The organism is Sphingomonas sp. S-NIH.Pt3_0716 (assembly GCF_003950715.1).
In the GTDB taxonomy this organism is placed as follows: Bacteria; Pseudomonadota; Alphaproteobacteria; order Sphingomonadales; family Sphingomonadaceae; genus Sphingobium; species Sphingobium yanoikuyae_A.
On sequence record NZ_QLJK01000041.1, the window covers coordinates 15,881 to 37,913 of the forward strand.

Sequence of the window (22,033 nt, forward strand, 5' to 3'; positions counted from 1 at the left end):
AAGGTTCCGGCCCGCAATGCATTTGCGCGCTGCGCGTGCCGCAATCGTGCGATGCGCTGAATTTCGTATTATCTGGAGCTAGCCCGGCCTTGCCAAGGGCTGAAATAGTGGCTCCCCGAGTAGGATTCGAACCTACGGCCATTCGATTAACAGTCGAATGCTCTACCGCTGAGCTATCGGGGAGCAGCCCCGCTTGCGCCGGGCAGGCCGCGCATATGCAGCGGCTTGTCCCAAATGGCAAGCGCTGCTTTTGCCATTCCTGAAAAAAATCTGTGCATATGCATGCGCTTGCGGAACGGGCGCATTTTCGTCCTTTCCCGCCGATTTTTCAGGCTTCGCCGATGTGGATGGCAAGCCAGATGGTCGGCGCGTCCGTATGGGTGACGCGGTGCGGGATGCCCGCGCGAATCAGCCGATGATCCCCCGGTTCCAGGCGATAGGTGCCGATCCCTTCCAGCAGCAGTTCGGCGGTCCCGGTCAGCACCAGCACCCATTCATCCCAATGCTGGACATAGGGGCGCTCCGGCGGTGTGCTGTGGCCGTGGGATATGATCCGTTCGATCCGCACGCCCGGCATCGACACTATATCCTCGAACAGTTCCTCGGCCTCATGTCCGGACGGGATATCGAGCAGGTTGGTCGGCGCATCGACCGGCAATGCAGGAGGTGGGCATGTCATCGGCGCATGATGCCGATTGGCGGAAAATTGGAAATGGGGGTTTTTACCGGGGCGGCAGCCTGTGGGACGGGCGTGTCATCTCCGTTGTCGCCGCGCTTGTTGCTTGAAATCCTGCGCCTATCGTGCTGACCATGCGGCCTGGCCGTTCGGCCCAATGTCAGAACAGGGGTTTGATACCGTGACAATGATATCCCGTTTGCTGCTGTCGGCGGCAATGGTGGCGGGCGCTTGCGCCGCGCCGGCAATCGCGCAGCCCAAGCAGGTGCTGACCCACGAAACGCTGTGGATGATGAAGCGCGTCGGCGCGCCGGTGGCGAGCCCGGACGGCAAATGGGTGGTCTATGCGCTCAGCGAACCTTCCTATGAGAAGGATGGTGCGATCAGCGACCTGTGGATCGTGCCGGCCGACGGATCGGCCGCGCCGCGCCGCCTGACCGCGACGAAGGCGGGCGAGGGTGATCCGGCCTGGGCCCCCGACAGCCGCCGCATCGCCTTTTCCGCCAAGCGCGAGGGCGACGATGTCGCGCAAATCTATGTGCTGGACCTGGCCGGTGGTGAAGCCCGCCGCGTGACCAGCATCCCGACCGGCGCGGGCAAGCCGATCTGGCGGCCCGATGGCCAGGCGATCCTGTTCGAAAGCGCGGTCTATCCCGGCGCGATGGACGCCGCCGCCAACAAGAAGGCGGCCGAGGAACGCAAGGCGCGCAAATATAATATGCGCGTCTATGAGCATTTCCCGATCCGCTACTGGAATGACTGGCTGGACGACAAGCGGCCGAGCCTGTGGCTCCAGCCGCTGGCGGAAGGCGCGCCGGCGCGCGATATCCTGTCCGCCACCAAGCTGGCGCAGGCCGATGGCTTTGGCGGCAATGCCCAGAGCGACGGCGGCATGACGCTGGCGCCGGTCTGGAGCCCGGACGGCAAGGAGATCGTCTTCACCGCCACCACCGAGCGCTGGAATGCGGCCCATGCCCGCGTCAATTTCGGCCTCTATCGCATGCCGGCCGACGGCGGTGAGCCGGTGCTGGTGACGCCGACGCCGGGTGAATATGGCGACATGAAGTTCACGCCGGACGGCAAGAGCCTGATCTTCCAGTTCAACACGCAGGGGCAGGAGGTCTATGACATGGCCAAGCTGCACCGGGTTGCCTGGCCGGCGGGCGGGGCAGCGACGCTGCTGACCGGCGGATTCGATCGCGCGGTGGACAGCTATGCCGTGACGCCTGACAGCCGCAGCCTCTATCTGACCGTGCCGGACGCGGGGATGGAAAATCTCTATCGTGTGCCCGTGAGCGGCGGCACGCCCGAACTGGTGATCGCGCCCAAGGTTGGCGGCTATGCCGGGATCGACATTCCGTCGGATGCCAAATCGACGCAGATCATCGCCAGCTATGGCAGTTCGGTGAACCCGGCGGAAATCGTGCGGATCGACCCGGCGGCCAAGCGGCACAAGAACCTGACCAACGTCAACACGGCGCTCGCTGCGACGATCGACTGGGCCAGCCCGGACCATTTCTGGTTCACCACCGACAAGGGCCGGCGCATCCACAACATGATCGTCACGCCCCCGGCGTTCGACCCGGCGAAGAAATATCCGCTGATGGTGCTGATGCATGGCGGCCCGGCATCGTCCAACATGGACCAGATCGGCCTGCGCTGGAATTATCACCTGCTCGCGAGCGCCGGTTATGTCGTGCTGATGACCGACTATACCGGCTCGACCGGCTATGGTGAGGCCTTCTCGCGCGCGATCAAGCTGGACCCGCTGCGTGGCCCGGCGAACGAGATCAACCAGGCGGTGGATGAGGCCGGCAAGCGCTATGCCTTCATCGACACGGCCAATGCCTGCATCGGCGGCGCCAGCTATGGTGGCCATCTCGCCAACTGGATGGAGGCGACCACCACTCGCTACAAGTGCATCGTCAGCCATGCCGGCGAAGTCGACCTGCTGACCCAGTGGGGCACCAGCGATTTCAACTATGGCCGCTAAGTGGCGAGCGGCGGTCCGCCCTGGGGCGACAGCCCGGTGTGGCGCGACCAGAGCCCGATCACTTATGGCAAGGACTGGAAGACGCCGATGCTGCTGACGGCGGGTGAGCGCGATTTCCGCGTGCCGCTGGCGAACACGCTGGAAACCTGGTCGACCTTGCAGCGGATGCAGGTGCCCAGCCGCCTGCTGATCTTCCCCGATGCCTGGCACTGGATCACCAAGCCGGAGGATAGCCGCCAATTCTACCGCGAGGTGCAGGGCTGGCTGGCCCATTATCTGAAAGGCGCGCCGGAAGTGAAGGGCGGCCCGATCGCCGCCCCCGAGGCGGCCAAGGCGCAATAAGCAAAGAAAAGGCCCGGTCGATGGACGACCGGGCCTTTTTCCATCAGTCCTTTTCGACCTGGCTGACGTCGCGCACCGCGCCGCGCGCGGCGTTGGTGGTGAGCGCCGCATAGGCGCGCAGGGCGGGCGAGACGTTGCGCTTGCGGCCGAACGGCTTCCACGCCTTCTTGCCGCGCGCCACCATCTCCTCATGGCGCCTGGCCAGTTCGGCATCGTCGACCAGCAGCTGGATGCCGCGATTGGGGATGTCGATCAGGATCGGGTCGCCGGTCGCGACCAGCGCGATCAGGCCGCCCTCGGCCGCCTCGGGCGAGACATGGCCGATCGACAGGCCCGACGTGCCGCCGGAAAAACGCCCGTCGGTGATGAGCGCGCAGGCCTTGCCCAGCCCCTTCGACTTCAGATAGCTGGTAGGATAGAGCATTTCCTGCATGCCGGGGCCGCCCTTGGGCCCTTCATAGCGGATGACGACGACGTCGTTCGCCCTGACTTCATTGCCCAGGATGCCGGCGACCGCCGCGTCCTGGCTTTCATAGACGCGCGCGGTGCCGTGGAAGGTCAGGATGCTGTCGTCGACGCCGGCGGTCTTCACGATGCAGCCCTCGGGCGCCAGATTGCCGAACAGCACGGCCAGGCCGCCATCCTTGGAGAAGGGATGTTCGGCGCTGCGGATCACGCCGGTCTGGCGATCCATGTCCAGTTCCTTCCAGCGGTTATTCTGGCTGAAGGCCTGGGTGGTGCGCACGCCGCCGGGCGCCGCCTTGAAGAATTCCTGCACCGCCTCGCTGTTGGTGCGGCTGATGTCCCAGCGGTTGATCGCCTCGCCCATGGTGGTGGCGTGGACGGTCGGCAGGCTGGTGTCGAGCAGGCCGGCGCGTTCGAGCTGGCCCAGGATCGCCATGATGCCGCCGGCGCGGTGGACATCCTCCATATGCACGTCCTGCTTGGCCGGGGCGACCTTGCACAGGCAGGGCACGCGGCGCGACAGCCGGTCGATATCGGCCATCGAGAAATCGACGCCGCCCTCATGCGCGGCAGCGAGCAGGTGCAGCACCGTGTTGGTGGAACCGCCCATGGCGATGTCCAGGCTCATCGCATTTTCGAAGGCGGCATGGCAGGCGATGTTGCGGGGCAGGGCGGACGCGTCATCCTGCTCATACCAGCGGCGGGCGAGATCGACGATGGTGTGGCCGGCCTCGCGGAACAGCTTCTCGCGATCGGCATGGGTGGCCAGGATCGAGCCATTGCCCGGCAGCGACAGGCCCAGCGCTTCGGTCAGGCAGTTCATCGAATTGGCGGTGAACATGCCCGAGCAACTGCCACAGGTGGGGCAGGCCGCCTTTTCGATCGCGGCGACTTCCTCGTCGCTGTAATTTTCGTCGGCGGCGACGACCATCGCATCGACCAGGTCGAGCGCCACGGTCTTGCCCCGGATGTCCGCCTTGCCGGCCTCCATCGGCCCGCCGGACACGAAGATGACGGGGATGTTGAGGCGCATCGCGGCCATCAGCATACCCGGCGTGATCTTGTCGCAGTTGGAAATGCACAGCAGCGCGTCGGCGCAATGGGCATTGACCATATATTCGACACTGTCGGCGATCAGATCGCGGCTGGGCAGCGAATAGAGCATGCCGTCATGACCCATGGCGATGCCGTCATCGACCGCGATGGTGTTGAATTCCTTGGCGACGCCGCCGGCCGCCTCGATCTCGCGCGCGACCAACTGGCCCAGATCCTTCAAATGGACATGGCCGGGCACGAACTGGGTGAATGAATTGGCAATGGCGATGATCGGCTTGCCGAAATCCTCGTCCTTCATGCCGGTGGCGCGCCAGAGGCCGCGCGCGCCCGCCATGTTACGGCCGTGGGTGCTGGTGCGTGAACGATAATGAGGCATTTTGCGCCGTTCCTGTAATCTTGTTTCCCTGCAATGGCTGCCCCCTACGCCTTTGCGCAAAGGTTGTGAAATATATTATTGAAGCGATATAAGGTCGCAAGGAGACTTTATTGCCATGGACCTTCGCCCGCTGCGTCATTTTCTGGCTGTTGCCGATACACTGCATTTCGGCCAGGCGGCGCAGCGCCTGGGCATGACCCAGCCGCCGCTCAGCCAGTCGATCTTGGCGCTGGAGCGGGAGCTGGGCGCGCCGCTCTTCACCCGGTCGAAGCGCAATGTCGCGCTGACCGCCTTTGGCCGGCAATGGCTGGAGCATGTCCGTCCGGCGGTGGAGGCGGTGAGCGCGCTGCCGGACATCGCCCGCCGCCTGCGCGACGGCAGCGCGGGGCAGATCGGCCTCAGCTTCGTCAGCACCGCCGACTATAGCCTGTTGCCGGCGCTCGTGCGCGATTATGCCGCCCGTTTCCCGGAGGTGGAGATCGCACTGACCGAGGCGACCAGCGACGTGCAGATTGCCGATCTGATCGACGGGGTGAATGATGCGGGCATATTGATCGCGCCCGATGGCGCGCTACCCGACGCGCTCGCCTATATGCCGCTATTGCGCGAACCGCTGGTCGTGGCCGTGCCGGAGGGCTGGGTGGCCGATGAGCAGGCGCAGGGCGTTCCTTTTCTCGACCGACCGCTGATCCTGTTTCCGCGCCGGGTGGCGCCGGCCTTTCATGATCTGGTGAGCGGCTATCTGGCCGGGCGGGGGCAGCCGCTGCTGATCCGGCAGGAGGCGATCCAGATGCAGACGATCATCAGCCTGGTGTCGGCGGGCATGGGCATCGCGTTGGTGCCGGCGTCGCTGCGCAACCTCGCGCGGACTGGGGTGCGCTATCTCGACCTGCAGGATGCGCCGATCCTGGAGACTGGCCTTGCCTGGCGGCGGGACGATGACGGCGCGACGCTGGCGGGACTGCTGGGCGTCGCCCGCGCCATGGCCTGAACAGAAAGAGACCCCGCCGCACAAGGGATGCGACGGGGCCGAGGTTCAGGGAGGTGTCACTCCAAGGGGGGAAAGAAGTGACAGCCACATCTATAGGTCCGGTCCATGAACCTTATGTGAAGCAAGCAGAATTTTTCTGCGGGGGCGCTTTAGTGCTGAAATTCGCCACGCCGGGCTACCAGCGTTCGCCCTGGGTCGAGGCGACGACGGGGCGCTGGTAGGAGGCATCTTCCCTGCTCCAGTGGGGCTTGAGGAAGCCCTTCACATTGGCGGAATAGACCCAGCTCGCATCGGTGTCGGCGGTCATCTCGATCGTGCAGCGACGGGTAAGCAGCCGCCATTCGCCGCCGCGCCGCTCCAACTGGTCGATATAGCGGCCAAAGGCGATCGTCGTGGTCTTGCCATCCTGCCAGAACAGGCCGCCGACCGTGTAGCTTTCGCAATAGGCGGTGTCGCCGTCGATCTCGCACAGATGGTTGGTGATATTATGGCTGGTCGACAGGAAGAATTTGCCATGGCCCATATTGGCCCGCGCCGCATAGTCGGGCGCGCGGGTGATGATGGGGCCATGTTCGTCCACGCCATCCTCCCACCAGCAGCTGTTGATGATGTCCACATCCTGACGGTCGCGTCCGCGGCATTCGCGCAGGATGCAATCGCGGATCGCCTGCCGGTCCTGCAGGTCGCGCACGGTGGCGCGCAGCGCGGCGACTTCCTGTTCGAGGTCCATCTCCAGCTTTTCCCTTTCAGCCCTGCGGCACCAGTTGCACCTGCATCATCTCGCCATTCGGCCCCATCGGGCTGTCATGTTCCTCGACCAGGCAGACGGGGTTGCTGTTGCTGGCGAAGAGTTGCAGTTCGTCGGCCTTGCGGATGTCGAGCATCGCAGGGTCTGACAGGCCCTTCATCGCGGCCTGATAATCGGCCAGGCTGTTCCACCATATTTCCATGATGCAGTCATAGCCGGGATGAATGATCTCGCCGGTCAGCGGGTTGGGCTGGGGCGTGACATAGCGGCGGACATAGCGCTGGGCGTTGGGCAAAGCCGGCTTGGCGCCCATCTTCTGCGACAGGCGCGAATGCTGGTTCTCATAATAGTCCATGAACTGGTCCATGGAGAGGTCGTCGCGCTTCCTGAGGAAGACGATCTGCTTGATCATGGCTCTCCTCCCGCGCTCAATATTGCCGTTCGCCGGTGGCGTCCGACGCCTTGAAGCCGTCGATCGGTTCGATCGCCTTCATCATCACCAGCGGGATCAGGCGGTCGGTCGACTGCTGATAGCCGGCATAGGCCGGGAAGACCTGGCACATGAAGGCCCAGACCCGATCGCGTTCCTCGCCCTGCGGCTCGCGCCAGGTCGCGCGGAAGGCCTGGGTCGCGACCTGGAAGTCGACCGTCTCGCTGTCGCGGATGTTGAGATACCAGGCGGGATGATGGTCGGCGCCGCCCTTGGACGCGACGATCACCACTTCGCCACCGATATCGCCATAGATGAGGGTGGTGATGAAGGTCTTGCCGCTCTTGCGGCCGGTATAGCGGATCATGCAGTGGGTGGTGAAACCATGGCCGCCGACGGCGGTGATGTCCATGATATGGCCCTGCGCCCCGCCCGATCGCAGATACATGTCGCGATGCTCGCTGATCCAGTCCTTGCGCGTGTCGCGGATGGCGGCGGAACTGTCGTCGCTCATGACGGCCTCCTCTCTGTCAACTTCGGTGTAAACCAGCCGGGCGCCCGACGGACCTGAAAAGGGCGTCGCCATGGCGATGCTTGCCACGTCGGATCAGCGGATGATCCGGTCATATTGCGGCAGCGGCGCGACGCCATAGCTTTGCCGATAGGAGGGGGGCTGGCGATCGCCCACGTCGCGCAGCCCATAATGTTCGGCCAGTTCCGCGCCGATCAGCGTCTGGCCGGCATGGTCCGCCAACGCCGGATCCTGCGACAGCGCCCAGATGACATGGCCGGTGAACTCGGGCGTTTCGACCATCTTTTCCAAATAGGCATATTTGGCCGGGTCCGACGCGATCAATTGCAGCAGGCGCCCGGTGCGCAGCGCGCCCATCCAGATCGACAGGGCGGTGACGCCGGTATCGCGCAGGTCGACGGCCATGTCGGCCGCCATCTTGTCCTGGCTGACCTTGTGCGCGCCATAGCCGGGGCCATAGACATAATGGGAGGCGCCCGACCCCGATGTGAAGACGATCAGCCCCTGGCCGCGATCGACCATCATCGGTGCGGCATGATAGCTGGCAACATAGGAGCTGCGGATGCCGACGGTGATGATGTCGGCCAGCTTCAGCGGCTTTTCCCAGAAGCGGCCGGGCAAAGTGAGTTCGTCATGGATGGCGGCGACATTATTGACCAATATGTCGATATGCCCCTGTTCGGCGCGCACCCGGTCGAACAGCGCGCGGGTCTGGTCGTCATCGCCATGGTCGACGCGCACGGCGATGCCCTGTCCGCCGGCGGCCGTCACGGCGGCGGCGGTTTCGTAGATGGTGCCGGGCAGGGGGGCGTCGCCGGCCTTTTCCGAGCGCCCGGTGACATAGACGATGCAGCCATGCTGGCCGAGCGCGGTGGCAATGCCCTGGCCCGCGCCGCGACTGGCGCCGGTGACGACCGCGACTTTGGGTGTCTGGCTCATCCATTCTCTCCTTGAGGCATCGGGCTAACCCAGGCCACCCGCACCTGACCATGCAGGGGGCGGAGATATCGCTTTGGCGTTAGGCCGGGTTCGGCGGATTGCCGACCAGTTCCAGTTCATGGCCGTCGGGATCATGGATCATCAATATGGCCGGCCCCTTGCCCGAGGCACGGATCGCACCGACCGGATAGCCCGCCGCCTGCATGCGCGATGCAACCCCCGACAGGTCGGGCACGCGCAGGACGATCTTGGCGATGCCGCTGTTGGCCGGTGGCGCCTTCTGCGCCTTGTCGTACAGCAGGATCAGGGTCAGCCGGCCGCCCTTGCCATCGGCGCAGAGCATGACTTCGGTCACTGGCCCATGTTGCAGCGTGGTGGCAGGGACAAGGCCGAGCGCGACCTGATAGAAGCGCAGCGCCTTGTCGAGATTGGCCACGGGCAGGCCGGGCGCCATCAGGGTCGCGCCGACCGGCAGCGCCGTCTGGGCATGAAGCGGGGCCGCGCCAACGGGCAGCAGGGCGAGCAGAAGGGCGATGTCGCGCATGGATCAGGCAGTTTCGCTGGCGGTGCTAACCGGGGCGTCGTCTGCTTTGCGGCGCTGCTTGATCTTGTCGAAATCGGCCTCGAACTTCGGACGCATGGTGCCGCACAGCCGGTCCCAGATCGTCGTGTAGCCACCGAAATTGCCGGTGAAATAGCGATGATGCTGATCGTGGAAGGTGGCGGAGATGAACCATTTGGTCGCCCAGCTGCGGTTCCACCAGCGCGGCAGCATCTCATAGCCGGAATGGACATAGAGGCCCATGATGATGTTGGTCGGCACGATCAGCGCGACGGTCGCATCATGGACAGTGAAGACGGTCAGGAACAGCGGCACGAAGCCGCCATTGATCAGCGATTCCAGCGGGCTGACCGACAGGGTGGTGAGCAGGTTGGGGGAGGTCGACTTGTGATGCAGCTTGTGGACCCAGCTATAGACCGGTTCCTTGTGCATCCAGCGGTGCAGCCAATAGAAATAAGTGTCGAACAGGAAGAAATAGAGCGCATATTCGAGCGCGATCATCCACCAGGCGGCGGGCGCCGGGTTGAAGCTGATCGCGCCTACTTCGACCAGCTTGGTCTTGATCGTGCAGAGCAGCAAGCCGGTGATGGCGAGGTTGATGACGGCAAAGCCGGCCTCGTTCCGGAAAATCTTCCACTTGAAGCCGCGCGGCTGGATCTTGCGCGCCTTGAAATAGCCGCTGACGATGCCGGCGCCGATCCCGGTCGCGACAAACAGGCCAAGCCATAGCGAGAGAAGATGCTCGCCCTTTCCCAGATATTCCAGCACGCCGGTCCTTCCCGTTGCAGACAGAAGGGCCTGCTATCACGGGATAGGCCGGGGATTTTGTCGGCGCTGACACATAGGCTGGAAATGCGGGCGGGCGCTCAGCCGCGATTGGCGTTGATCCCGTCCAGCACGAAATCGGCGATCGCAGCGTCGATGCTGGCATCGTCCGCCAGGCCCGCCGGATAGAGCCAGTCGCGAAACAGCCGATTGGCGAGCACCGCGGCAAAGGCGGCGCGGACCATCAGGCGTGGATCGACGCGGGGCGTACCCTCGATCCGGGCCGACTGGACGGCGGCGCCCTGCTCGAAATAGGCGGCCAGGCTCTCGATCGGATTGCCGCTGTCCCCCGCCGGGCCTCCGGCCAGCATCATCGCCCGCAGCAGCGCCTCATGCTCGGTGACGAAGCGTTGCAGTTCGGCGATGTAGAGGCGCGCGGTGTCAGCCCGGCTGGCATCGTCCTGCGGCACCGGATGATCCGCATTGAAGCGTTCGAGATGCTGGCTGAGCGGGCGGAACACCGCTTCCTGGAACAGGGCGGCCTTGGACGCAAAGCTGCGAAACAGTTGCGCTTCGGTCGTGTCGGCGGCGCGGGCGATCGCGGCGGTCGTCGCGCCGGCATAGCCATGGCGGCGAAATTCATCCTGCGCTGCCAGGATCAGTCGGCTGGCGACCTCCGCCGAGGATCGGCGCGGCCGCCGGGCTGGCTTGTCAGCCTTGTCCCCGCTCATGTGCGCAGGCGCGCTTCAGACAGGTCAAGCTCACGGGTGAGCTTGCGCCCGACCTCGCTGCCGATCTTGCGGCTGCGCAGTAGGGTGAGGAGCGCGGCGCGTTCAGCCGCGACGCCGATCATGCGGAAGTCGCGGAACAGGGCGCCCTGCGCGCGAAGATCATCGGCCTCGGTCGCGCCCAGCGCTTCGATCCGTTCGCGATACAGGTCCATCACGCGGGCACCAGCCTCGGCATAGCGTTCGGCATGGCCATGGGTTTCGGCCAGTTCATGCTGATGCCGCTCGATCGCCTGGATCGCTGCCTCGGCGGTGACGATGCGGGCGGCGTCCTCTTCCGCGGCCTTGTTGGCTTCGGCCGGCATGTCGAGATTCTTGAGCAGCAGCGGCAGGGCGACACTGGCCAGGATCAGCGACAGGATGATGACCCCGGCGGCCAGGAAGATGGCAAGATCGCGCGCGGGGAAGGGCGTGCCGTCGTTGAGCGCAAGCGGCAGGGTGAGCACACCGGCAAGGGTGATGGCACCACGCACACCGGCGAACGATGTCGCCGCCACCAGCCGCCAGTTGGGCCGGCGCGGACCATCGACGCCGCGATACTGGTTGCGCAGGATGGTGAAGCGCAGCGACAGCCACACCCACAGGAAGCGCAGCGCAGCGAGGCCGACGACGATCGCGACTGTGTAGAGTGCCAGCCAGCCGGGTTCGCTATGGCCGGTCAGCGCCACCGTGCGCTTCGCTTCGGCAAGGATGCCGGGCAATTGTTCGCCCAGCAGCACGAAGATGATGCCGTTGAGCGTGAACTGGATCGTGTCCCACACCGAATTGCGGCGCATGCGGGTTTCGGCCATCGCCTCGCGCGAGATTTCGGCGAAGGTCATGGTCACGCCCGCGGCGACGGCGGCCAGGATGCCGGAGGCATGGACATGTTCGGCCAGGATATAGGAGCCGAAGGGGATCAGCAGGCTGACCAGGATCTGCGACCCGGTTTCCTCGCCCCAGCGGCGCGTGACCCAGGCCTTGGCGCGTGACACGACCAGCGTGACGCCGACGCCGATCGCGATGCCGGCAAAGGCCAGCCAGAGGAAGTTGAGTGCAGCATCGCCGGCGGAGAAGCTGCCGGTCAGCGCTGCGGCAATGGCAAAGCGCAGGCAGACCAGGCCGGATGCGTCGTTGAGCAGCGATTCCCCTTCGAGGATGTGCATCATGCGCTTGGGAATGGGCACGCGCGCGGCGATGGCGGACACGGCGATCGGATCGGTCGGCGAGACCACGGCGGCGAGCGCGAAGGCGACGGCGAGCGGCATCGCCGGGATCATCCAGTTGATGAAGAAGCCCATGCCGATGACGGTGGTCAGCACCAGTCCCAGCGCCAGTTCGACCACGGTCGAGGCGTCCTTGAGCAGTTCATCCTTGGGAATGCGCCAGCCATCGAGGAACAGCAGAGGTGGCAGGAACAAGAGCAGGAATATTTCGGGATCGAGCGCGACCCTGTGCGATGTCGACAGGCCGATGATCGCGCCAAGGGCGATCTGGACAAGAGGTGTCGGGATGGAAATCGGCATCATGCGCGACAAGGCGCCACTGACGACGACAGCCAGCAACAGGAATAATACGACCGAAATGACGTCCAAATCTTCGCTCCAACTTATGTGTCGGGCGACCCTAGGCGGACGGATTGCCGATGGGCAAGCGCCGGGCGCGAATTTTCCTTCAATTTCAGCACCGCAACGCGGCTGTCATGCAGCGGACCTAGAGGGTTAACATTATTTGCCGTTCGGGGACGATTCGATGAATGCAAGCGTGGCAATTGGCGGGGCACGTCGGCCCGAGATGGACAAGGGGCTGGGCATGGCCGGCTCGATCGGCTTTGGCGCCGCCATCATCGCCGCGCTGATCTATGTCGTCTACAGCGTCTATAGCGATGCGACGGCGGTGGGCGTGGCACCGACCGCCTATCTGCCCTTCCTGCTGCTGTTCCTGGCGCTGCTGATCGCGCTCGGCTTCGAATTCGTGAACGGCTTCCACGACACCGCCAATGCGGTCGCGACGGTGATCTACACCAATGCAATGCCAGCCAATATCGCGGTGGTCTGGTCCGGTTTCTTCAATTTCCTTGGCGTGCTGCTGTCGACCGGCGCAGTAGCGTTCGGTATCGTGTCGCTGCTGCCGGTCGAACTGATCCTGCAAGTCGGGTCCAGCGCCGGTTTCGCCATGGTGTTCGCGCTGCTGATCGCGGCGATCATGTGGAACCTCGCCACCTGGTGGCTGGGTATCCCGTCGTCCAGCTCGCACACGCTGATCGGATCGATCATCGGCGTCGGCGTCGCCAATGCGCTGCTGCACGGCAAGAGCGGCACGTCGGGCGTCGACTGGAGCAAGGCGACCGAAATCGGCCAGGCGCTGCTCTTCTCGCCGCTGATCGGCTTTGGCCTGGCGGCGCTGCTGTTCGTGGCGATGAAAGTCCTGGTCCGCAACAAGGCGCTCTATCGCGAGCCGCAAAATGGCATGCCGCCGCCATTGTGGATCCGTGCGCTGCTGATCTTCACCTGCACCGGCGTCAGCTTCGCCCATGGTTCCAATGACGGGCAGAAGGGCATGGGCCTCATCATGCTGATCCTGATCGGCACGGTGCCGACCGCCTATGCGCTCAACCGCGCGGTGCCGGCGCGCTATACCACCGAATTCCACGCCAATTCGATTGCCGCCACGGCGGCGCTAGGCCAGCGTGCGCGTGCCATGATGCAGCCGATCGAGGCGCGCGCGCAGGTCACGCGCTATATCGCTGACAAGCGCTTTGCCGACACGACCATGCCGGCGCTGTCGGTGCTGATCGCCGATGTCGATCGGCAGGTGATGAATTATGGATCGCTGGCGCAGGTGCCGGCCGCTGCCGTGTCCAACATCCGCAACGACATGTACCTGGCCTCCGAAGCGATCAAGCGTCTGGGCAAGGAAAAGGCGGCGGGGCTTTCCGAAGCGAAGATGACGGCGCTGATGACCTACAAGGGCTCGCTCGATGCCGGCACCCGCTTCATTCCGACCTGGGTGAAGATCGCCGTCGCCTTTGCGCTGGGGCTGGGCACCATGGTCGGCTGGCGGCGAATCGTGGTCACGGTGGGCGAGAAGATCGGCAAGACGCACCTCACCTATGCGCAGGGTGCCTCGGCCGAACTGGTGGCGATGGCGACGATCTTTGGCGCGGACCATATGGGCCTGCCGGTGTCGACCACCCATGTTCTGTCGTCGGGCGTGGCAGGCACGATGGCGGCCAATGGATCGGGTCTGCAGATGGCGACAGTACGCAACCTGCTGATGGCCTGGGTGCTGACATTGCCCTGTTCGATCCTGCTCGCAGGGCTGCTATATATGGTCTTCGCGCAGATCTTCTGATCGACAGGAGCGGCATATCGGCGACCGGAACGACCCGCTGATCCCCATGATATTACCGGTTCCGGGCATGGGGCCGGGGCTGATCTGGGGGCTGGACTTCGCGCCTGAGGCGATCAGGCCGGTGGATCATTGCGATGGCGGGGCGACGGGAGGCTTTCGCTGGCTGCACCTGAACCTCGCCGATCACGGCACGCGGCAATGGATTGAGGGTGCGGCGATGCTGCCCGAGGCGGTGCGCGAACTGATCCTGTCGCCCGATACGCATCAGCGGGCGCTGGTCGATGGCGACACGGTTGGCTGCGTCCTGCATGATTTCGAGCGGGACTTCGATGTGGCGGATACCGCGCGGGTGGGTGCGCTGCGCATGGCGTTGACGCCGACATTGATGCTGACCACCCGGCTGCATCCGCTGCGCTGCGCCGACATCGCGCGCCATCGGCTGGAGCGGACGAAGGGCGTGATCGGCGGGGCGCAGGCGCTGGACCTGCTGGTCGGCGCCATTGCCGAGAATATCGCCGATATCAGCCGCACCCTGTCGGCGGACATCCAGCGCGCTGAGGACGCCTTTCTGGAGGGGCATCATCCGCCCCAGCCGCGCGACCTGGTCGGCATTCGTCGCCGGCTCGCGCAACTGCATCGGTTGCTGTCGGGCGCGCGCGGCGTGTTCCAGCGGCTGGAACGGGACGAGGAACTGCCCGACGCGCTGCTGCCCACCGTCGAGAAGCTGACCCAGCGGCTGCAGGCGCTGGACGCCGACATATTGGAGGGCCAAGCGCAATTACGGCTGCTGCGCGACGAACTGGACATACAGGCGGCGCAACGGACCAACCAGAATCTCTACATCCTGTCGATCATCACCGCACTGATGCTGCCGGCGACACTGGTCACCGGACTGTTCGGCATGAACACCGGGGGCATGCCCTTTGCCAGTGCCTCGCACGGCACGCTGACGGCGACGTTGGTCGCGGCGGGGGCTGCTGGCGTCAGCTATTGCCTCCTGCGCTGGATGGGGTTCATGCGGCGCTGAACCGCGATCCATCGCGCCGACGATCTTGGGCCGGGGCCTCTCCTAAAATCAAATGATAGTGAATACTATCTATATGCTGCCCGCCAGTGGCAGAGGAGAGGCATGCCATCATGATCATCGAACCCGACATCCTGGCCTATCTGACTGATCTGGAGAGTGCGGTCGCCAATCTTGGCGACACCTGGCGCCCCGACGATCCGGCCTATCGCGCCGACGTCTATCGCCAGACGATGACCAGCCTGTCCTATGCCTATTTCGCCTATTTCCATGCCACGCCGGAGCATCCCGATTGGGCCCCCTTGTGGAACCCGGTCTATACGCTCCAGCCCAATCCGGACGATATCTACCTCCAGTCGCCGATCCGCGGGGATCTGACCTACCGCATCGCCGGCAATCGGGGCAGTTGCAAGATATTGAGCTTCACCACCCAAAGGGCCTTGTCCGGCACGGTCGATGAAATGCCTCGCCCCAATGGCCATCATGAGGTGGACGACAGCGATCTGGGGCTGGAGCCGGGGGAGCATTTCGAACTGATCCTGAGCGCCCGGCGCCCGGCGGGCTATGCTGGCAAATGGGCGCCGATCGATCCCCAGGCGGGCGGGCTGATGGTGCGCTATCGCAGCTATGACTGGCTGAACGAGGTCGATCCGCAACTGACGATCGAATGTCTGGATCCGGTACCGCCCAAGCCGCGCCTTTCGCCGGAGGAGATTGTCGCGCGCATCCGGGAAATGGCAAAGTTCCCCGGTCGCAAGACGCGGCTTTATTATCCGATGCAGAATGGCGTGAAGGAGCGGGTTGGCTTCAACCGGTTCGAGCCGGTGCGGATGCCCGGCGCGCTTGCCAAGCAGGTCTACTGGCCGGCCTGCTTCCAGTTCGACGCCGATGAGGCGCTGATCATCGAGACCGACATCCCGGCCCGTGCGCCCTACTGGAATATCCAGCTCAACGACCCCTATTTCAACGCGCTGGAATATGTCTATCGCCTGTCCAGCAGCAACGGCCATTATGCGAAGCTGAGCCATGACGGCAAATATCGGGCCGTCATCGCGCTGGAAGACCCCGGCGTGCCCAACTGGCTCGATCCTGCCGGCTATCGCGAAGGCGGCATCTATGGCCGCTGGTATGATTGCGACAGCGCGCCGGTGCCGACCATCACGCGGGTGAAGCTGAACGCGTTGCGCACCCATTTGCCCGCCGACACGCCGATCGTCACGCCGCAGCAGCGCGCCGAGGAGTTGCGGCTGCGGGTGCGGGCCTGCCAGCGTCGGCGGCGCTGGTGAAAGGGAGGGGATTGCCAATGATGTCGAACGGATATGAACCGCCGCTACGCTTCGCCGCCGCGCTCGACCAATTGCACGATCTGGTGACGGCGGAAACCGGCCATGATGATTTTGGCCCTGACGATTATCTGTCGGGGCTTCGCGTGCTGCTCCAGTCGATGGATTATGATCCGCGCTTTACTGCGGCGGGGCGGCGCACCGCCTGGGGCCATGTGGTCGGTGTTCTGCGTGGCCGGGCAAGTGCGATCGCGGCGATGAAGGCGCATCCGGGCTTCGATGCCCGGCCGATCCTGAGCCCTGTCGTCATCACCGGCGTGCCACGCACCGGGACCACGGCGCTGCATCGGTTGATGGCGGTCGATCCGCGCTTCCAGGGGCTGCAAAGCTGGCTGCTCGATACGCCGCGTCCGCGTCCACCGGTCGAAAGCTGGCAGCACGATGCCGATTTCCGCCGTTCGGTCGACTTGCTGGAGCGGCGCTATGTCGATGCGCCAGCCAAGCGGGCCGCGCATCATGTCGCGGCCGAGGAAGTGCATGAATGCTGCATGATGCTGCGCCAGTCCTTTGTTTCCAACCTGTGGAGCTGCGGCTGGTCGGCGGCAAGCTATGACGCGTGGTGGTGCGCGCAGAGCGAGGCGGCGGGCTATGACCATTATCGCCGCTGTGTGCAGTTGATCGGCGCCAACGACCCGGACAAGCGCTGGCTGCTCAAAAATCCCGGCCATATCGAAAATCTAGACCTGCTCTTTGCCGTCTTTCCCGATGCAAGGGTGATCCAGACCCATCGCGATCCGGCCAAGGCATTGCCTTCGCTCGTATCGCTGCTGATGGCGGGGCATGGCGCGATGGAGGACGGGCGGGCGGCCGAGCGCGGCGCGCTGATGCTGGCACGCGAAACGGCCAAATGGTCCCATGCCGTGCGCAAGGCGGAAAAGGTGGCGAAACGCCATCCGGGCCAATTGCTCGATATCGTCCATGGCGATTTCCATGCGCAGCCCATGGCCGTGCTTGAGCGCATCTATACCTTTATCGGCATGGAGATGCCCGATGCGACGCGCATGGCCATGGCACAACGGATCGCGGACAAGCCCGAGATGCAGCATGGCGTTCATCGCTATTCGATCGCTGACTATGGCATGAGTGCGCAAGAGGTGCGGTCGGCGTTCGGCGATTATGTGGCGCGCTTCGACCTGGCGGAGGCAGGGCGATGAAGGCGGCCATCTATCCGGGCGATGGCCAGCCGATCGTCATCGCCGACCTGCCCGATCCGCGACCGGCCATGGGGGAATTGCTGATCCGCGTCCACCGCTGCGGCATCTGTGGCACCGACCTTTCGATGACGAGGGGCGGCATATGGGATTATGGCCGCGGCGTGCAGATCGGCCATGAATATGCCGGCGAAGTGGTGGAGGTCGGCGCGGGTGTCGATCGCTTTCGGGCTGGCGACCGGGTCGCGGTCATGCCCTCGATCGGCTGCGGCCAGTGCAGTCCCTGCCAGGAGCATGGGAATCCGGTATTATGCGGCGCAAAGCCGGGCGGCGCGATGCGGGGCTTTGCCGAATTCGCGGTGGTGCCGGCCGATGCGGCGGTGCCCCTGCCCGAAACCCTGTCCCTGGCCGATGGCGCGCTGATCGAGCCGCTGGCCGTCAGCCTGTATGGCGCGCGTTTCGCCGATATCCGTCCCGGAGACCCGGTGCTGGTGCTCGGCGGTGGCACGGTTGCGCTCTATGCCATCTATTGGGCGCGGCGATTGGGGGCGGGTCGGATCGTGGTCCTGTCGCGATCCGACCGGCGGCGTGATCTGGCGATCGCCATGGGTGCCGATGCCTTCTTCTCTTTCGGCGACGAGGAAAAGGGGCAGGTGATCGAAGCGCTGGGCGGCGCGCCCCGGATCGTGTTCGAGGCTGTCGGGGTGGACGGGATGCTGGGGCGGGCAGTGAACCATGTCGCGCCATTCGGGAGGATCGTGTCGCTGGGCTTCTGCACGGCGCCGGATGCGATCATTCCGGCGCTGGCATCCTATAAATGCGCCAGCCTGCAATTTGCCGTCGGCTACCGCATGGCGGAATTCCTCCACATTGCCGACCAGATGGACAAGGGGCATGTCGACCCCAAGGCGATCATCAGCAACGCGATCACGCTGGATCAATTGCCGGTAATGATGGCGACGCTGCGCGGGACCAATGAAGAGACCAAGGTGCATGTCCGTTGTGGCTAGACCTGGACGGCGACTGCCTTTCGCCCGTCGCCGCCGAAGACGCGCAGATAGCGATCGATCTCGGTCGGATCACCGGTCGCCTTGGCGGGATTGTCCGACAGCTTGACCGCCGGGCGGCCATTGGCGTCGACCACCTTGCATACCAGTGAGATCGGATCGAGCCCATCGGTTTCGAACGGGGCACAGCCGCGAAAATCATTGGTGAGATTGGTGCCCCAGCCAAAGCTCATGCGCACGCGGCCATGGAAATGGCGATAGGTCGCCTCGATACTGTCGACGTCCATGCCATCGGAAAAGATCAGCAGCTTGCTGCGCGGATCGCGCCCCTTTTCTTGCCACCAGCGGATGATCTGTTCGCCCGCCTCGATCGGCGGGGCGCTGTCGGGGCGGAAACCGGTCCAGTCGGCCACCCAGTCCGGCGCGTCCTTCAGGAAGGCGGCGGTGCCGAACGCGTCGGGCAGGGCGATGCGCAGATTGCCGCCATAATGGGCCTGCCATTGTTCCAGCACGCTATAGGGCGCGCGGGCGAGCGCTGCGTCATCCGGTGCCAGTGCGGCCTGCACCATGGGCAGTTCATGGGCATTGGTGCCGATCGCCTCCAGATCGGCATCCATCGCCAGCAGCACGTTGGACGAGCCGATGAAGCGGTCGCCCAGACCTTCCTTGAGGGCCTCGACGCACCAGCGCTGCCACAGGAAGCCATGGCGACGGCGTGTGCCAAAGTCGGAGATGACAAGATCGGGCAGGGCGCTCAGGCGCTCGACCTTCTCCCACAATTTCGCTTTGGCGCGGGCGTAAAGCACGTCGAGCGCGAAGCGGCCACGCCCCTTCATCGCCGCGCGCGATCGCAATTCGTTGATGATCGCGAGGGCCGGGATCTCCCACATCATCGTCTCGATCCAGAGCCCGTGGAAGCGCAGCTCATATTGGCCATCGACCTGGCGCAGCTCATATTCCGGCAGGCGAAAGTCGGCGAGCCAGGCGATGAAATCCGGGCTGAACATCTGGGTCCGGCCATAGAAGCTGTTGCCCGCCAGCCAGATCAGTTCCTTCTTGCCGAACCGTAAGGAGCGGGCATGATCGAGCTGGGCGCGCAGTTCGCCTTCATCGATGATGTCGGCCAGGCGCACATGGTGGGTGCGGTTGATCAGCTTGAAGGTGGTCTGGACATCGGGATGCTGCTGCCGGATCATCTGCAGCATCAGCAGCTTGTAGAAGTCGGTGTCGAGCAGGCTGCGCACGATCGGGTCGAGCCGCCAATTATGGTTGTAGGTGCGGGTGGCGATATCGGTGAAGACCATGAAGAACCTGATGGACAGCAAAATTGACAGGGGCGTGCTGCACCGTTCCCCATGGAGATCATGATGGCAAGGCTGATGAAGGGATTATCGGCCGGTAAAGTTCGGGGCGCGCTTGTCTCGCGCTGCGGCCAGTCCCTCGCGATGATCGGCGGTGGTCGCCAGCAGCGGCTGGACCATGAACTCGCGGTCGAGGAACTGGTCGAAGGATAGCGTGGTCGCCTCGAACAACTGCTTGCTCATCGCCTGTGCGACTGGCGGCCCCTGCGCAATGCGGGCGGCCAGGTCGATCGCCGCGTCGCGGACCGGGCGGTTCGCCTCGATCGAGAGGATGAGGCCCTGTCGGAGCGCTTCGTCTGCGTCGAGCGTCCGGCCGCTATAGACGATTTCCTTCGCGCGCATCGGGCCGATCAGCCGGGTCAACTGCCAGATGGCACCGGCGTCGGGCGCATAGCCTATCCGGCCGAAGAGTTGGGCAAAGCTGGCGTTCGGGCTGGCGAGGATCAGGTCGCAGGCGAGCGCCAGGCTCCAGCCGGCGCCGACGCAGACGCCGTCGACCGCTGCGATGACGGGCTTGGGCGTGGCCATGATGGCGCGGATCATGTGGTGGAGCGCGCGCATCCGCTTGAGGAAAGCGGCACTGTCGGCGGCGCCCATTTCGCCGGTATCGGCGCCCGAGCAGAAATGACCGCCTGCGCCGGTCAGGACGACCGCGCGAACCCCGTCATCCTGCGCCAGATCGTCGAACAGCGTGGCGATCTCGCCGCGCATCGCCATGGTGAAGGCATTGCGCCGGTCGGGGCGATCGAGCGTCACGATCGCCACTGCGCCGTCATGCTCCAGCCGAAGGGTCATGGCGTGGGCGTCCAGCCGAAGGTCTGACCGCTTTCCCGCTGCCATTTGTCGAACCAGGGGGTGAGCTGGCGGGCGCGGAAGTCCGGGGTGGCGGCGATATGCTGGCCGATGACCAGCGGGTCAGTGCGGCCGTCCTGGGTGGCGGGCCATGGCGGCAGGCCGGGGCCGTTGGGATCGCCGCTCCGCACATAATTGAGCATCCAGCCCGACATGGTCCTGGCGAGCGCCCGGCTTTCCGTATCGGCCGAGGGAGACTGGCCGAGCCAGAACAGGCGGTCGGCGCAATGGTCTGCGCCGGGTTTCGAACTGCGCTGCTCGGGCGACACGAAATCGAACTGATAGGCGCGGGTCGGCAGGCCGGCGCGGGCCGCCAACTGGGTCATGCCGAGCGCCGCCGAGGTGAACAGGAAGTCGGTCTGCACCTGGCGCAGCAATTCCGCCTCGTCGGACAGGCCGTAGCTGGCGGACACAGCCGACAGATCGATGCCGAAGCGCCGTGCCATTTCCGCCCGGCCAAAGCCCATCAGGCCAAAGACGCTGGCTTCGTTGCTGGTCGATCCGCTGATCAACGGGACATGCGCGATCTGGCCCCTTGCGAACAGGGTGGAAAGGGGAGCGGGTAGCCAGCTGCCATCGACGGTTGCGCCAAAGTCCGGCGCGCCGCTGTCGCCGGCCAGCACCTGTGCGACGCTGAGCCTGCGCAGGGCAGCGAGCGATGGCGCGCCATCGCCGGTCACGCCGGTGCGCTGGGCAAAGGCCAGCCCTTGCTCCTGCGCCTGGGGCAGGGGGCGGTTGGCGTTGAACAGGCCGCCGGCCGAATGGGCGCTGGCGCGCGCGAACAGGCCCCTGGCCATCGGTGTCGCCATCAGCGCATTGATGCTGGAGCCGCCCGCCGAACAGCCGATGATGGTCACATTGTCGGGATCGCCGCCGAAGCGGGCGATGTTCTGCCGGACCCAGCGCAGCGCCGCGACCTGGTCCATCAGCCAGAAATTGGCGGTCGCCTTGGGCGCTTCCTTTGTCAGCGCCGGGTGCGCGAAGAAGCCGAGCCGGCCGATGCGGTAATTGGGGGCGACAAGGACGACACCCTGCTTGACCAGCGGCGGCATACCGTTGCGGAACGGCTCCCGACCCGAGCCGACGAAATAGGCGCCGCCATGGACGACGAACAGCACCGGCAATTTGCGGGCGCCAAGGTCAGGGGAGGCGACGTTGAGGGTCAGGCAATTTTGGCTCTGAATCACTTTTGCTGCTGGTGATGGTATCCTTCCCCCGCTTTACTGGGAGGATCTGTCATGAACGGGCGATTTCAACGAGCGCGTCTTGCCCCTGAAGGCTTTGCGGTGGTGTCGCTGC

General features: G+C 64.8%; 19 protein-coding genes, 1 tRNA gene and 1 pseudogene. 7 read left to right on the forward strand and 14 right to left on the reverse strand.

Annotation, left to right across the window (positions count from 1 at the left end):
• Positions 1-108: 108 nt before the first annotated feature.
• Both BRX37_RS23335 and BRX37_RS23340 read right to left on the reverse strand, forming a co-directional pair.
• Positions 109-183: transfer RNA gene (locus BRX37_RS23335), tRNA-Asn, on the reverse strand.
• A gap of 145 nt (positions 184-328) precedes the next feature.
• Positions 329-679 (reverse strand): cupin domain-containing protein, encoded by a 351-nt coding sequence (locus BRX37_RS23340; protein WP_313392386.1) that lies wholly within the window; start codon positions 677-679, stop codon positions 329-331.
• A gap of 715 nt (positions 680-1,394) precedes the next feature.
• Here BRX37_RS23340 and BRX37_RS27690 point away from each other — a divergent pair.
• Positions 1,395-3,011, forward strand: a pseudogene (locus tag BRX37_RS27690) (S9 family peptidase).
• Between the two features lie 43 nt (positions 3,012-3,054).
• Here the strand turns inward: BRX37_RS27690 and ilvD are convergent.
• Positions 3,055-4,908: a dihydroxy-acid dehydratase gene (ilvD, locus tag BRX37_RS23350; protein ID WP_125989691.1), complete on the reverse strand. Its 1,854-nt coding sequence runs from the start codon at positions 4,906-4,908 to the stop codon at positions 3,055-3,057.
• 115 nt (positions 4,909-5,023) lie between these two features.
• On the opposite strand from ilvD, the gene BRX37_RS23355 reads away from it, so the two are divergent.
• Positions 5,024-5,899, forward strand: a complete 876-nt coding sequence (locus BRX37_RS23355) for a LysR family transcriptional regulator (RefSeq protein ID WP_125989693.1) — start codon at positions 5,024-5,026, stop codon at positions 5,897-5,899.
• A 175-nt stretch (positions 5,900-6,074) separates the two neighbouring features.
• Here the strand turns inward: BRX37_RS23355 and BRX37_RS23360 are convergent, their stop codons facing one another.
• The 8 genes from BRX37_RS23360 to BRX37_RS23395 all read right to left on the reverse strand — a co-directional run bounded on the left by BRX37_RS23360 (position 6,075) and on the right by BRX37_RS23395 (position 12,237).
• On the reverse strand, positions 6,075-6,629 hold the full coding sequence (locus BRX37_RS23360; RefSeq protein ID WP_125989695.1) for a nuclear transport factor 2 family protein: 555 nt from the start codon (positions 6,627-6,629) through the stop codon (positions 6,075-6,077).
• Positions 6,630-6,645: 16 nt separating this feature from the next.
• Positions 6,646-7,059, reverse strand: a complete 414-nt coding sequence (locus tag BRX37_RS23365) for an EthD domain-containing protein (protein WP_069338632.1) — start codon at positions 7,057-7,059, stop codon at positions 6,646-6,648.
• 16 nt (positions 7,060-7,075) lie between these two features.
• On the reverse strand, positions 7,076-7,591 hold the full coding sequence (locus BRX37_RS23370; RefSeq protein ID WP_010338973.1) for a nitroreductase/quinone reductase family protein: 516 nt from the start codon (positions 7,589-7,591) through the stop codon (positions 7,076-7,078).
• 93 nt (positions 7,592-7,684) lie between these two features.
• On the reverse strand, positions 7,685-8,548 hold the full coding sequence (locus tag BRX37_RS23375) for an SDR family NAD(P)-dependent oxidoreductase (protein WP_037507118.1): 864 nt from the start codon (positions 8,546-8,548) through the stop codon (positions 7,685-7,687).
• 79 nt (positions 8,549-8,627) lie between these two features.
• Positions 8,628-9,092 carry a VOC family protein gene (locus BRX37_RS23380; RefSeq protein WP_125989697.1) on the reverse strand — a complete coding sequence of 155 codons (465 nt, stop codon included), beginning with the start codon at positions 9,090-9,092 and terminating at the stop codon, positions 8,628-8,630.
• Positions 9,093-9,095: 3 nt separating this feature from the next.
• On the reverse strand, positions 9,096-9,878 hold the full coding sequence (locus BRX37_RS23385; protein ID WP_125989699.1) for a sterol desaturase family protein: 783 nt from the start codon (positions 9,876-9,878) through the stop codon (positions 9,096-9,098).
• A 98-nt stretch (positions 9,879-9,976) separates the two neighbouring features.
• A complete protein-coding gene (locus BRX37_RS23390; RefSeq protein WP_125989701.1) occupies positions 9,977-10,606 on the reverse strand; it encodes a TetR/AcrR family transcriptional regulator in 630 nt (209 codons plus the stop codon).
• Positions 10,603-12,237 carry a Na+/H+ antiporter gene (locus tag BRX37_RS23395; protein WP_125989703.1) on the reverse strand — a complete coding sequence of 545 codons (1,635 nt, stop codon included), beginning with the start codon at positions 12,235-12,237 and terminating at the stop codon, positions 10,603-10,605. Before BRX37_RS23395 ends, BRX37_RS23390 begins: the two co-directional genes overlap by 4 nt.
• 199 nt (positions 12,238-12,436) lie before the next feature.
• On the opposite strand from BRX37_RS23395, the gene BRX37_RS23400 reads away from it, so the two are divergent.
• The 5 genes from BRX37_RS23400 to BRX37_RS23420 all read left to right on the forward strand — a co-directional run bounded on the left by BRX37_RS23400 (position 12,437) and on the right by BRX37_RS23420 (position 18,524).
• Positions 12,437-13,996, forward strand: a complete 1,560-nt coding sequence (locus tag BRX37_RS23400; RefSeq protein ID WP_125989718.1) for an inorganic phosphate transporter — start codon at positions 12,437-12,439, stop codon at positions 13,994-13,996.
• A gap of 46 nt (positions 13,997-14,042) precedes the next feature.
• Positions 14,043-15,023 (forward strand): transporter, encoded by a 981-nt coding sequence (locus BRX37_RS23405; RefSeq protein ID WP_318276889.1) that lies wholly within the window; start codon positions 14,043-14,045, stop codon positions 15,021-15,023.
• 110 nt (positions 15,024-15,133) lie between these two features.
• A complete protein-coding gene (locus tag BRX37_RS23410; protein ID WP_125989705.1) occupies positions 15,134-16,306 on the forward strand; it encodes a hypothetical protein in 1,173 nt (390 codons plus the stop codon).
• 17 nt (positions 16,307-16,323) lie between these two features.
• Entirely contained in the window at positions 16,324-17,517 is a 1,194-nt protein-coding gene (locus BRX37_RS23415; protein WP_125989707.1) for a sulfotransferase family protein, read from the forward strand.
• Positions 17,514-18,524 carry an alcohol dehydrogenase catalytic domain-containing protein gene (locus tag BRX37_RS23420; RefSeq protein WP_125989709.1) on the forward strand — a complete coding sequence of 337 codons (1,011 nt, stop codon included), beginning with the start codon at positions 17,514-17,516 and terminating at the stop codon, positions 18,522-18,524. Before BRX37_RS23415 ends, BRX37_RS23420 begins: the two co-directional genes overlap by 4 nt.
• Here BRX37_RS23420 and pncB read toward each other — a convergent pair.
• From pncB to BRX37_RS23435, 3 genes are all read right to left on the reverse strand, one after another.
• A complete protein-coding gene (gene pncB, locus BRX37_RS23425) occupies positions 18,521-19,825 on the reverse strand; it encodes a nicotinate phosphoribosyltransferase (protein ID WP_125989711.1) in 1,305 nt (434 codons plus the stop codon). The two genes, BRX37_RS23420 and pncB, sit on opposite strands and share 4 nt — an antisense overlap.
• 84 nt (positions 19,826-19,909) lie before the next feature.
• Positions 19,910-20,677, reverse strand: a complete 768-nt coding sequence (locus BRX37_RS23430; RefSeq protein WP_125989713.1) for an enoyl-CoA hydratase/isomerase family protein — start codon at positions 20,675-20,677, stop codon at positions 19,910-19,912.
• Entirely contained in the window at positions 20,674-21,921 is a 1,248-nt protein-coding gene (locus BRX37_RS23435; RefSeq protein ID WP_318276890.1) for a carboxylesterase family protein, read from the reverse strand. Before BRX37_RS23435 ends, BRX37_RS23430 begins: the two co-directional genes overlap by 4 nt.
• Between the last annotated feature and the right edge of the window lie 112 nt (positions 21,922-22,033).